General features: G+C 33.3%; 10 protein-coding genes and 1 pseudogene. 3 read left to right on the forward strand and 8 right to left on the reverse strand.

The window, feature by feature from the left end:
- Positions 1 to 167: 167 nt before the first annotated feature.
- From ADI58_RS00535 to ADI58_RS00560, 6 genes are all read right to left on the reverse strand, one after another.
- The gene (locus ADI58_RS00535) at positions 168 to 1,640 is read right to left on the reverse strand and encodes a peptide MFS transporter (RefSeq protein ID WP_049521059.1); all 1,473 of its coding nucleotides are present in this window, start codon (positions 1,638 to 1,640) and stop codon (positions 168 to 170) included.
- Positions 1,641 to 2,033: 393 nt separating this feature from the next.
- Positions 2,034 to 4,247, reverse strand: a complete 2,214-nt coding sequence (locus ADI58_RS00540; protein WP_049521060.1) for a glycoside hydrolase family 31 protein — start codon at positions 4,245 to 4,247, stop codon at positions 2,034 to 2,036.
- Positions 4,244 to 4,888, reverse strand: coding sequence for a DUF624 domain-containing protein (locus tag ADI58_RS00545; protein ID WP_049521061.1), 645 nt, complete (start codon positions 4,886 to 4,888; stop codon positions 4,244 to 4,246). Before ADI58_RS00545 ends, ADI58_RS00540 begins: the two co-directional genes overlap by 4 nt.
- Before the next feature lie 203 nt (positions 4,889 to 5,091).
- A complete protein-coding gene (locus tag ADI58_RS00550) occupies positions 5,092 to 6,657 on the reverse strand; it encodes a type 2 periplasmic-binding domain-containing protein (RefSeq protein WP_049521062.1) in 1,566 nt (521 codons plus the stop codon).
- Positions 6,658 to 6,666: 9 nt separating this feature from the next.
- On the reverse strand, positions 6,667 to 7,563 hold the full coding sequence (locus tag ADI58_RS00555; RefSeq protein ID WP_000870790.1) for a carbohydrate ABC transporter permease: 897 nt from the start codon (positions 7,561 to 7,563) through the stop codon (positions 6,667 to 6,669).
- A gap of 17 nt (positions 7,564 to 7,580) precedes the next feature.
- A complete protein-coding gene (locus tag ADI58_RS00560) occupies positions 7,581 to 8,498 on the reverse strand; it encodes an ABC transporter permease (RefSeq protein WP_000861543.1) in 918 nt (305 codons plus the stop codon).
- A 202-nt stretch (positions 8,499 to 8,700) separates the two neighbouring features.
- Between ADI58_RS00560 and ADI58_RS00565 the strand changes: the two genes are divergently transcribed.
- From ADI58_RS00565 to ADI58_RS00575, 3 genes and pseudogenes are all read left to right on the forward strand, one after another.
- Entirely contained in the window at positions 8,701 to 10,371 is a 1,671-nt protein-coding gene (locus ADI58_RS00565) for a sensor histidine kinase (protein WP_049521063.1), read from the forward strand.
- Positions 10,352 to 11,890 carry a response regulator transcription factor gene (locus ADI58_RS00570; RefSeq protein WP_049521064.1) on the forward strand — a complete coding sequence of 513 codons (1,539 nt, stop codon included), beginning with the start codon at positions 10,352 to 10,354 and terminating at the stop codon, positions 11,888 to 11,890. The genes ADI58_RS00565 and ADI58_RS00570 overlap by 20 nt, the downstream gene beginning before the upstream one ends.
- Before the next feature lie 290 nt (positions 11,891 to 12,180).
- Positions 12,181 to 12,571: pseudogene (locus ADI58_RS00575) on the forward strand (tyrosine-type recombinase/integrase); the annotation flags it as partial.
- Between the two features lie 97 nt (positions 12,572 to 12,668).
- Here ADI58_RS00575 and rpsI read toward each other — a convergent pair.
- Entirely contained in the window at positions 12,669 to 13,061 is a 393-nt protein-coding gene (gene rpsI / locus ADI58_RS00580; RefSeq protein WP_000075964.1) for a 30S ribosomal protein S9, read from the reverse strand.
- An 18-nt stretch (positions 13,062 to 13,079) separates the two neighbouring features.
- A complete protein-coding gene (gene rplM / locus ADI58_RS00585; protein WP_001044624.1) occupies positions 13,080 to 13,526 on the reverse strand; it encodes a 50S ribosomal protein L13 in 447 nt (148 codons plus the stop codon).
- Positions 13,527 to 13,629 lie beyond the last annotated feature (103 nt).

Consider the following 13,629-nt stretch of genomic DNA (forward strand, 5'->3'; position numbering starts at 1 on the left):
CAGGCTGTACTTGAGTACGGCAAGGCGACGTTGACGCGGTTTGAATTTGATTTTTGAAGAGTATTAATCAAACTAAAAGGACCTAGCCCTATACAATACCGAACTAAATCCTTTGAATAAATAATTGATCTAACTTTTAGAATCCCTACAGAAATTCCAGTTTTTCTCTATTTGATACCAGACATTAGTTTTTCAATACGTGGAACGTAGAAGAGTAAGATAATACCGAATACAATCGTAATTCCTCCAACAATTCCATAGTAAGCCACTTCAGTTTCGCTTGTATAAAATTTTACAATTTGAGCATTGATAGCTTGGGCAGCAGCGTTACTTAAGAACCAGATAGACATCATTTGTGCTTGGAAGGATTTTGGTGCTAGCTTAGTAGTGACTGATAAACCAATAGGCGAAATCAACATTTCCCCCACAATCACAATAGCCCAACTCATAATCAACCAGAAAGGACTGACCTTAACATCTGTCCCAAAGAGCATCCCTGGTAACATCATCCACAAGAAGGATAAACCTGCTGCTAATAAACCGTAAGCAAATTTCTTAGAAGAGGACGGTTGCTTTTTACCCATTTTCCCCCACAACCATGCAAAAATCGGCACATAAATCATAATGAAAAGTGGATTGATACTTTGGAAGAAACTAGATGGGAAATGAATCTGATTCCCAAATACATTAAAGTAAAGTCGAGTTTGCTCATCCGCAAATAGAGCGAGAACAACAGAACCCTGCTCCTCAATAGACCAGAAGAGTACTCCAGCGATAAATAAAGGAATGTAGGCAAATACTCGGGATCTCTCAGTAGCAGTTATTTTCTGACTAGATAAAATTTTGAAGAAATAGTAGATTGGAATGATTACCGCAATCACTGTAAAGATATTAACAATCATATCCACGTTAAACTGGTGAGTAAAGACTAAACCTATAACCGCAAGAATAACCATGACAAGTGTAAGCAGCAAGCGTTTAATCAAGGTCTGCCGGTCCTTCTGTGAAAGTGGATCAGTAGGGTAAAGACTTGATTCAGGCAGATATTTCTTCCCATCTAAAACATACTTCACCAGACCAAAGAACATCCCAATGGCAGCTAATGAGAAACCTAGATGGAAATTGACTTCCTGACCTAGATAACCTACTAAATAAGGGGCAACGAAGGCACCTAAGTTAATACCAAAGACAAAGATACTAAAACCTGCATCCCGTCTATCATCCTCTTTCTCATAAATTCCCCCAACCATATCTGATATATTGGGTTTTAAAAATCCAGTACCAAAGATAATCAAGGCAATAGAAAGATAGAGAGCCACTTGTCCAAAAGGTGTTGCTAAAGCAATATGCCCTAGCATAATCAAAATCCCACCATAAAAGACAGTCTTACGACTTCCTAAAATACGGTCACTGACAAAACCACCGACAACCGAGGACAAAAATACCAGTGAGCCATAAATCGCCATAACCGATGCAGCTGTGGTCTTATCCATCCCCAACCCACCATCTTGCACACTATAGTACATATAGTAAAGTAGGATAGCTCGCATCCCATAGTAAGAAAAGCGTTCCCACATCTCTGTAAAGAAGAGGGTGGACAAGCCCATAGGATGTCCAAAAAATGTTTTCTGTTTTTCCATATATATTCTCCTTGAACGATATAATAATTCATTTTACAGAATTTTCAAATAAATGTCAAACAAATCCTGTTTGTTTTAGAAAATTTTCTGAAAAAATCACACATCTCATACTTAATTCCACCATAAAAATCCATTTCAGACTAACTTCCACTTCGGTCAGGCAAGTGGAAATTACGTTGAAAAATCACCTTTAAAAATTTGATCTTGTTTAGTTTAAAAATGTTTCAAAACTTGAAACATACTTATCCTTTCCTCTTCAGTAAACAAAAACATCCCTATGCCAAACTTGTAATTACTAAGATACAAGTTTGGCATAGAGATGTAAAACTGTTACACATTAAAAAATAAATAATTAGTAATTAAATAATAGAAATTGTGTACGAAATGTCTCAATTAGTTTTCGCTAGTAAATATCATTTCCAACAAACGCCCTCTCAATTCCTTATCCTGATGATGCAAGATATTCATTAACTCATGAGAATTTTTGGCATTGATGAATTGATTTAACAATCTATCTTTTAATTCATATGGAAGAGAAGCAGTCTTTAGTAGTCTAAAAACTTCATCATTTAAAGATAATGTTTTATTATCTTTACATTCAAATCTAGCTGTATCATTCTTATTTGGCAATTCAATTATAGACACACTCATTCCTTTAAAATGAATTCTATGTTTTCTATTGCTTGGAACGATACTAGAATCTCCTTGTAATGTTAACTCTACCATCCCCATTTCCCAGTCGATTGATAATCTTGTTTTATATCTTTGACCATTTTGATCTTCAATCATTTCAAAAGAATGTTGTTTGCCTGGGAATACATACCAATCTACAACTTCAGGTAAATCAACACCCATATCTATCTCAGAACCAACCAAGGGAATGATTGCACCACTTTTTGCAAACACAGGTATAGTCGAAATGTCTCTATAAACACTTAACTTCACACCACCTGTATATTTTTTCTCTGAAAAGAAGTCATACCATTCACCTTCAGGGAACCATACATCCACTTTTGCAGATTGGAATGCCAAATCCATCTTTTCTACAATGGGAGCCACCATCAGTTCTGTTCCAAAAAAGTATTGGTTTGGAACATTATAGCTCTCATCATTCTCTGGGTAGAAATAATACATTGGGCTGATTAAAGGGGCACCTTCCTCGTGTGTCTTTACATTCATAGTGTATAGATAGGGAATCATCTGATGTCTCAAACGAAGGTATTTCTTCATAATCTTAGATGTTGTTTCTGAAAAAAACCAAGGTTCTTTACTATTAAAGGGACTTCTAGAACTATGTAATCGAGTTATCGGACTAAAAACGCCAAACTGTAGCCATCTAGTTTGTAGCTCTTCGTCATAATCTCCCAGCATGTGTCCACCGATATCATGACTCCACCAACTATAACCGATATTAGATGCTGTCGCTGTAAAATAAGGTTGAAATCTTAAGGAATTCCAACTAATAATAGTGTCCCCTGAAAAACCAACAGGGTAGCGGTGACTACCAGGACCTGCATATCTTGATAAAATCAAACCACCTTCTGCATTTTTACAACTATCCTGATAGTGATAATGGTTTAAAAGCCACAGTGGATCCAACATGCCTTGAGTCCCTTGTTGCCAGTCAATCCACCAAAAATCTACTCCCTGCTTTTCTAGCTCATAATGAACATCTTTAAAGTAGGATTCCCTAAAAGAAGGATTAAAAAAATCAAAAATGGCAGGTTCTTCTAATTCTACATTTAACCCCAATCGTTTTGCGACCCGAGGATAAGCTTCTTCATAAGCTCGTATACCATCAGCAGGGTGGACATTTAAGGAGAGTTTTAACTTTCTATCATGAAGTTGTTGCAATAACTGTTCTGGATTAGGTATTAAGTTTCTATTCCAACTATAGCCTGTCCAACCACTTCCAAAACGAGCTGGAATATCAGTTATATGCCAATCCATATCTAACACACCGATAGATAATGGAATTTTCTCTGTTTTAAATCTGTCTATTAAATTCAAGTATTCATCCGACGTATAAGGCCAATACCTACTCCACCAATTACCTAAAGCATATCTTGGCAACAAGGGTGTTGAACCAGTCAAATGGTAAAAGTCTCTGATTGCTCCTCTATAATCATGCCCATAAGCAAAGAAATACAAGTCAATTTGATTTTCTCTCTCAATATAACCAGACTGTTCATCCCAAATAAATCCTTTAGAATCATCCAATAAGGCTATACCATTTCTGCTAATAATTCCATCTTCTAACGAGATTGCTCCATCTGCCTCATCCAGAGTCCGAGCTGTTCCTTTTAACGTTTCAATAGATTCACCAAAATACCAGCGACTACCATATACGGCAAAATTTCCTTTTAATTCTATAAATAAATTTTCGGCGTTAAATTCTCCTTTATTAAAGTGCAGATGAAAATAGTCCGTCATAATATCTAGTACGTTTGATGTCTCGATATAATCTAACGAAACTTGACCAAAATCTCTATTATAGATAAGTTGTGTCGTTCTATCCTCAAAACTTCCAGTTTGAGAGTATTCTAGCCTTACTAACTTATCTGTTAATACAGAGATTCGATAAAACTCTCCCTTAAAAATTTTCACTTTGTTGTCCTCCTTTTAGTAAATTTCTTTACCTTATCAAACATTTTATTTGTTATCGTTACATTCATCAATCCGCAAAAAGCAAATCCCCCAAATGTAAATACGTAAATAGCTGTTAAAACTCGTTCTGGACTACTAAAACTCATATACAGTACAGAAATATTAAATAAAACCAACATGATAGCTTGTATTGGATTTAAAATACAAATTAATACGCTATTTACAATACTATTTTTTAGATTATCTTTAAATAGACCAATATAGGGAAAAATAACACTCATCAAAAGTATTATAACAAATAAAAAGGGCAACACTAACAATAAACTATACTCTGAAAATAAACTTGAATAGCCCCAAAGACAATAGTTCACATATAAAAGTAATTCTATTAGGAGGATAAACAACCAAATAAAAGTTGATTGTTTAAAATTTTGTCTAAAGATCCGAAAATAATGATAAGCAATATCGGTATCTTTACCTTTTAAAATACGATACCACATTGTCGTAAGAGAAGTTAATGATGCCCCAATTGTAACTATTGGAATACAACTAACAATAAATAGAGTATTTAAAATAATTAAATCTGTCAAAAAAGTTAAAATTCTAACCACTTTTCCATCTAATGAAAATAATTTTTGCATAATATATTCTCCATAAAATCGATTGCCTTCACTCTATATTTTAGAATGTCAGTTGCACAAAAATATTACCTAAATTATTAAAAAACATTTCCAAATTTCTTTAAAAATTAGAATAAAGGAAGCGAGATAATTTGATGTTATCAGTCTCGCTTCCTGTAATTAGCTAGTCCCTTGTTTATACAACCAAGAGTTCATATAAAGTATTACTCTTTTACTTCTTTTTGGTAACGATTATATGCTTCCTGTTGAATCTTCATAAATTCGTCCAATCCCATATTCTTAAGAGTTTCTTTGTATGAGTCCCATTCTTTTTCTATGCCACCTTCAACTACCCATTTAGATGCTTGTTGTTTGACATAAGATTCAATACTAACATAGATTGATGATAATTTGTTAAGCTCTTCTTGTGAATAAATCACATTAGGGTAAGCTGGCAACGCAAATTGTTTCAAATCTTGGTCCATCTTCAATTTCAATCCATCACCTTGTGTTTGATCGATTTCTACGCGACTATTGATATCATCGCTTACGTATTTAGGACCAAAATCTCGAAGTGAATTAATCCATGCATACTCATCGGCTGATTTACCATCTTTAGGAGGTAACACTTTAAACTTATCACCATTCTTTTCAGTAGCTATTCCAAATGATCCATAGAAATTCTGAATACTTGCTTCATCTGTATATAATTTATCCAACCATTTCAATAATTTAGCAGGGTTTTTGCTCTTATTTGTAATCAAAATTTCATTTCGACCGTAGTTGTAATGATCTGGGTCAGAAAAGACATATTGTTTACCATCCATACCTTTTAAAGCAGGTAGAGCAATATATTCACTTGAATGTAAGCCAAACGTTGCATCTGCTGTCCAACCACTAGAAACACCTACTCTAGATACTCCCTTATCCATACGTTTTGCTACACTCATAGAGGTATCTTCTGTAAAGATTTCCGGATCAATCAAACCTTTTTTATAAGATTCGTGCATTGCTGCAATCCCTTGTTTATAACTTTCCTCTGTACGAAGGTAGACTGGTTTTCCATCTTTTACAGACATTTCATACGTATTATCTGCACCTAAACGATTATTGAACGGAAGAATATATGAGAATGTTGGATCAAAGTTTCCTGCTCCGAATGGAATTTCATCAGAAGCGTCTCCATTTCCGTTCGCATCTTTATCCTTAAATTCTTGTAGTACTTTTACTAAATCATCATAAGTTTCTGGAACCTTTAATCCTAAATTATCCAGCCACTTTTTATTAATAAATAGCTGATTAGCTACAGTAGGGCGCATCGGCAATTTTTTAGGCAGGCTGTAGATATGACCATCTGGTGAAGTAATCATAGCTTTAATCTTAGGTTCTTTCTCCATAGCCTTAGTTAAATTAGGCATGTTTTCCTTGATTAAATCTTCCAATGGAATAAACAAAGATTGGTTCTGAGCAATTTCTGAATCTGTAAAAGCATTTGAACCTAAAAATGCATCTGGTAAATCTCCACTAGCAACCAACACAGATTTCTTATCTGCCCAATCTGCAGCTACAAGTGTATCCCATTTAACATCGATACCTGATTCTTTGGCAGAATCAGTTAGAAAACCTTTATGATAATCTTCCCCCCAGTCAGACCAACGAACAGTTGTGATTTTATAAGAATCTTCTCCAGACTTATCATCCTTATTCGCATTATTAGAATTTGCACAGGCTGTTAAGCCAGCAAGTGTAACTGTTCCTAAGAACAAATATGTAAATGATTTATTTTTCATGTTTTTCTCCTATTCTTTCAAGGCGCCAATCATTACGCCTTGATTAAAATATTTTTGAACAAAGGGATATAGCAACATTATCGGAGCGGTTGAAATAACAATTGCTGCATATTTCATCATATCGGCTTTGATACGAAGATCTGATGCAACTTCTCCTGTTGCTTGCGATTGTAACATTTGATTACTAATTAGTAAACGTCGTAAAATTAATTGCAATGGTTGTAAATTTTCATTCGTTAAATAAATTAAAGCATTAAACCACGAATTCCAAATACCAACTGCAGTCCAAAGTCCAATAACTGCTATAATAGCTTTTGATAAAGGAACGACTATCTTAATAAAATAACGAATTGTACCACATCCATCAATTTGCGCAGCCTCCCACATCCCGTCTGGAATACTATTATTAAAGAAAGTTCTAGCAACAATAATATTGTATGATGAAACCGCAAAAGGTATTACCATTACCCAAAATGTATCAATTAGGCCAACATTCTTTACTGTTAAGTAGGTAGGAATCAAGCCACCTGATACGAACATAGGGATTATGTATAGAATACTCATCCATTTTCTACCAACTAATTCTTTTCTAGATAAAGCATAACCAGCTGGAATATTGACTACTAAAGCAACTAAGGTACCAACAACAGTATATAAAATGGTATTTAGATAGCTACGTAAGAATAAAGGTTGTTGAATAAGACGTAAATATCCATCTAATTTCCATTCTCTAGGAATAAACCATACCTTCCCATTTGCAACATCTGAAGGATTACTAAAAGATGCAATCACTACAAACCATAACGGATAAACAATTAACAGGATAAGGAAAATTGCTAAACCATAGGTAACTATATCAAATAATAATTCAGAGTTTGTTTTTCTTGATTTATGAAACCATTTCACCTTGAGCACTCCTTCCTTTAAAAAAGACCCGTTCTAGTATATCTTTTCGAGAACCAGTTAACAGATAACAAAATTATTAGATTGACTACGGTGTTAAATAACCCTATAGCTGTCGAATAACTATACTGAAAGTTCACCATACCAACTTTATAAACATAGGTCGAAATTATCTCACTTCCTGCTAAATTAAGAGGATTCTGTAATAGTAACACTTTCTCAAACCCTACACTTAATAAACTACCTGCTCTTAATATTAGTAAAATCATAGCAGTAGGCAAAAGTAATGGTAATTCTATATGCCGAATTTTTTGTAACCTAGAGGCACCATCCATAGTTGCAGCCTCATAATATGTAGGATCAATTGCAGAAAGCGCTGCTAGATAAATAATACTATCCCAACCAATATGTTGCCATACATCGCTCCAAACATAAACACCTGCAAAATGACTAGGTTTTGATAAAAGATCTGGAATAGTAATTCCAACAGACTTAAATACATTCGCTAACAAACCACTAGTAGGAGATAAAAATAAGATAATCATCCCACACATAACCATTGTAGAGATAAAATGAGGTAAGTAAGTTGTCACTTGAAATATTTTTCTAAATTTCCCAACTCTTAACTGATTACTGATTATAGCTAGTATAATAGGCAAGGGGAATCCTACTACAATACTATAAAGTGAAATTTTTAATGTATTGAACATAGTTGTCCCGAATTGGAATGATGAGAAAAATTGAGTAAAGTACTTAAATCCTACCCACTGACTAGCAAAGATACCATTGGCTGGTGAATAGTCTTTAAATGCAATAATTAGTCCCAACATGGGAATATAGGAAAATAAAATTAATAGCAATATTGAAGGAAAAAGTAATATATATAACGGAATACTATGCTTTAATTTTATTTTATGAAGTTGAGATGCTACTTTCATGTTTTTCCTCCCATCTGATTTTCTACGATTATTTTACACCATATAGAATTCCCTTAATAGAACTTTTTGGACTAGGTTTATCAATTTTTCAGTTTTTTAATTTTAAAAACTATTACTTTTCCGACATCTTGATAAAACATATCTGTTTTGTTACATGATATCATATTTTCAAAGTGCTATAATTTTAATAGGAGAATAGTATATGAAATTAAATCACGACTTATCAAAAAAACATTCCATTCATTTTTTCTTTAAACTCCTACTTGTACTACTATTGATAAATATTTTAATCAATATTGCTATGAGTAACATAACCAGAAATTTTATTAAAAACCAAAATATAGTACACCTACGTAGTTCAATTGAAATTTATGCTGACTCTGTTAATGAAAAATTACATTCTGCAGAAAGATTTATGTATTCAACAATAACACACAGTGAAGAATTGGAAAAATTAAATCATGTACAAAAATTTTTAGACTATCAAGAAAGTCTAAAAAAGGTTCAAACTAGTTTTACAGAGTTTGAATATCAAAATGAAACCCATATGACATTCTTATTGGAAACAAATTCTACTAAACATTTTATCAATGTTTCCAATCTTTATATTCCATATGAAGATTATTTACTGTTAAAAACATATCTAAAATCACTAAGTAGCGATATAAGTGACCGTAAGTGGAAAAATATAACTACTAAAAATAGCGAATACTTAGTTAAATCCGTTCATTACGAAGGAAAAATAATTTATGCAGTCATATCCTCAGAAGATATCCTAAAACCTCTCAATAAACTTAATATTGGTAATAATGGTAGACTCTCCCTAAAAGAGCCTAACAATATACCGTCCTCTAATTACCTAATTCATGCACAAAATGAAAAAACACATTTACCTTTCGATATTTATGTTTTAGTCGATTATGCCGAAGTCTTTAGAAATATCACACTCTTAGAAGTATTTTTATCAGCTGTTCCTATCATTATCACCATTTTATCAATCATCATTATCCTATATATTCGTCAGTGGATGATTAAGCCTATAACAAGACTCACTGAACGGCTCTCTCAACTTGGGGACTCCATCCCCCCTTCTGAATTTTTTATATCTGAAGGTATACTAGAAATTGATAAGGCAAATGATAAACTTAATAAAGTAATTTTTGACATGCAAGAATTAAAAATACGAGAATACCATTCACAACTAGAACTTAAGAAGATTGAACTTAATTATCTTAAAAATCAAATTCGACCGCATTTCTACTTAAATATGTTATCAATGATTCATAGTATGCTTCAAACAAAAAACTACAAGGAAATTGAAGAATTAACTATCCTAACTTCAAATTATCTCCGTCATTTATTTATGGCTAATCAAGATTTTTCAGAACTTAAAGATGAAGTTCAGCATACTAAAGATTATTTAGAAATACAACGAATTCGATATGGAAATAGCATCTACTTTTCACTAGACTACAATGATGACCTACAAAATACTCTTATCCCATCATTACTTTTACAAACATTTATTGAAAACACAATCAAACACGGTTTTTCATTTCAGGATTTATTTACAATTTTACTATCAATAAAAAAAGTAAAAACTGAGAACTCAGATTACATTCATATTTGTATCGAGGATAATGGTCCAGGTTTCTCTGAAGAAATTTTATCAAAACTAAATCAGAAACAGTCTCTAATAACAGAAGATGGACATCATATCGGGATAACAAACACCATCGAACGTTTAAATCTTCTCTATCCCAACGACTATACTATTACATTTGAAAATAATGAAGAAGGTGGAGCTAAAATTCTTTTACTCATTCCATACAAGATTATAGACGGAGGTTATAATGAACATTTTATTAGTTGATGACGATCGCTTTATCATTGAAGCTTTACGAGAGAAAATAAATTGGGATAAACTACACATTGACATTGTTTATGTTGCCTATAGCCTCACTCAAGCTCAAAATATTATTAGAGAGCATCCTATTGATCTCATGATAAGCGATATAGAAATGCCTCAAGGCAGCGGCCTCGAACTCTTATCGTGGATTAGAAATGAAAAATATGATATAAAAACAATTTTTTTAACCAATTACGCCGACTTCAACTATGCTCAAAAAGCAATTGAATTACAAAGCTTCGAATACTATCTAAAACCCATTAACTTTGAAAAATTAGAATTTATGATTCAAAAAGCCATTAGTAAAATTGAGAATCATAACTTAAATGGAAAAAATGATTCACTTTTACAAATAGAAGATAATTTCTGGTATGATTACCTTAGAAAACCTCAAATTTCTCGCATTGATGAGCTAGAAAACATAGCAAGCAAACAAGATTTTATTCTTAAAAAACACCAATATTTTTTCCTTGCAGTTTTAACAATCAATCTTAATGAAGAAGATTATTCTGCAGAAACTCCATCATGGACTTCTCAACTAAAAAGAGAACTTCAAAGAATTTCACAACCTTCTTATAAGCTGATAAGTCTATTCAAAATGGAAAGCCAGGTTGATCAATATGTTTGTCTCTTTAGAGTAGACTCATCCAAACGTAGTGACAAATTGGCATATGAGATTCATTCTCAAATTTCCAATAACTTTAGTAAATACTCAAACATTATATATAAGAGTTGCCATAAAATATCCGATATTTTATTTCATACCAAAGAACTCTACACTTATAATGAACAATATGTTTCTTATTGGAATACTATTACATGTGTTCCACATAGTTTTCCAACTTCCTTTAAAACAGAAACTCTTTCAATTACTTTTTTAGATACCTTAAGTGAATACGAATTAAGAGAAAAAATTAATTCACTTGCTTATAATTCTCAAATTCCTACTTTCACACTACAACAAATTTTACTAGATTGGACTCAACAAATAGGAATATATCTAGATCAAAATGGAATCTCGGCACATAAATTATTCCAAAACAGCACTCATGATTTCTTATTCCAACGACGCTTTCATTCAATTGAATCTTTTCAGGATTACTTTGATTATTACTGGTCACATGCTAAGAAATTTGCAACAAACATTGAAAACCAGAAAAATAGTATTCAACGCATTGTCGAATACATAGATCATCACTACTATGAAGATATAAATCGTTCTATATTAGCAGATATGGTTTATCTCAGCGCAGATCATTTAGCTAGAATTTTTAAAAAAGAAACTGGAGAAACTCTTGTTAAATATATAACGGATAAACGCATTAATGCTGCTAAATCTCTCCTATCTCAAACAAATATCTCGATATCACAAGTATCTTGTCAAGTAGGGTATGATAATTATTCTTACTTTACTAAAATTTTTAAACAAAGGACTGGACTTTCTCCTGGAGATTACCGTAAAACTTATCAAAACAAAATGTAAGCAATCTAAATCATTGAAATGATAACTAAAATTCAAGGTCTGTAGTAATTTTTGAAATTCTACAGTTTTTCCAAAGATAGCTCCATAAACTTATTTGAAATTGCTGATAAGGTAACTTCTTAAAAAGTCAGTTTGAGAAAAACAGCCAGTAAATATTTCTAGGATAAAACGTATACTATCAAGCTTTTACTGAACTGCACCCCAAAAGTTAGATTTTTTCTGTCTAACTTTTGGGGTGCAGTTCAAAGAAACCTGATAATATGCGTTTTATTATGGAAATATTTCTTATTTTCTCTATTTCTAATGACTTACTTCAGCTTCTTACCTCTTAAAAAGAGCAACAAAAATATGAACTAGCAAAGTTTGGCATCATCAGTAATCCAGAACAATTTATTTACATATATCGACACCAAAGGAAACATCAACAAGCCTTTACATGCCGACTATCTAAACAATAAAATGAAAAGCATCAGAAAGTGACATAAAGAGCCAGCACATGCTACACCTCATAAATTACGACATACAGGAGCGACACTTGCTAAAAAGTCTGGAATGAGCTTAGAGACCATTTCTGAAGCATTAACTCATAGCGATACAGGTACAACTCAAATTTATGTCAATACTTCTAATGTAGTTCCTATGGCAGTTGGAGATATTGCTTATCGCAATCTTAAAAAGTAATGGTGTGAATTTTGCTAAAAATCATCAAAAAAACACGAAAAAAGCACCCATAAGATAAACTTTTGAGTGCTTTGAAACGTTGATATAATCGTATTGATTAACGTTTTGAGAATTGTGATGCTTTACGAGCTTTCTTAAGACCTGGTTTCTTACGTTCAACTTTACGTGAGTCACGTGTAAGAAGTCCTGCGCGTTTCAATGAATCGCGGAAGTCTGGGTCTACTTGAAGAAGGGCACGAGCGATACCGTGACGGATAGCTCCTGATTGACCAGCGTATCCACCACCTACAACGTTAACGAAAACGTCGTATGAACCTGCAGTTGAAGTAACTGCGAATGGTTGGTTGATGACAAGACGAAGGTCAGCGTGTGGGATGTACTCTTCAACATCTTTTTTGTTAACAGTGATTTTACCAGTTCCTGGAACAAGGCGAACGCGTGCAACAGCGTTTTTACGACGTCCAGTACCTGCATATTGTGCTTGTGACATACTTTATTGTTCCTTTCCTTAGATAAGTCCTGAAATATCAAGAACTTCTGGTTGTTGTGCAGCGTGAGTGTGCTCAGCTCCAACAAATACTTTCAACTTCATACCTTGAGCGCGTCCAAGAGTATTGTGTGGAAGCATACCTTTAACTGATTTCTCGATCAAACGTACTGCATTTTTAGAACGAAGTTCACCTGCAGAGATTTGTTTCAATCCACCTGGGTGGTTTGAGTGAGTGTAGTAGATTTTATCAGTTGCTTTTTTACCAGTCAATTTAACTTTTTCAGCATTGATAACAATCACAAAGTCACCTGTATCAGTGTGTGGTGTAAATGTTGGTTTGTTTTTTCCGCGAAGTACGCTAGCAACTACTGCAGAAAGACGTCCAAGTGGTACATCAGTTGCGTCAACTACGTACCATTTACGTTCAACTTGGCCTGGTTTAGCCATAAATGTTGTTTTGTTCATGATTTCTCCTATATATAGTTCGATTTTTGTTTACGGTGATGGGTGTTCCTTCCCATCGAAAAGTATTTGGAAGGTTCCGGGGCCTTTCAAATGGGGTAAACAA

The sequence above is a fragment of the Streptococcus mitis genome (assembly GCF_001074635.1).
Lineage (GTDB): Bacteria > Bacillota > Bacilli > Lactobacillales > Streptococcaceae > Streptococcus > Streptococcus mitis_E.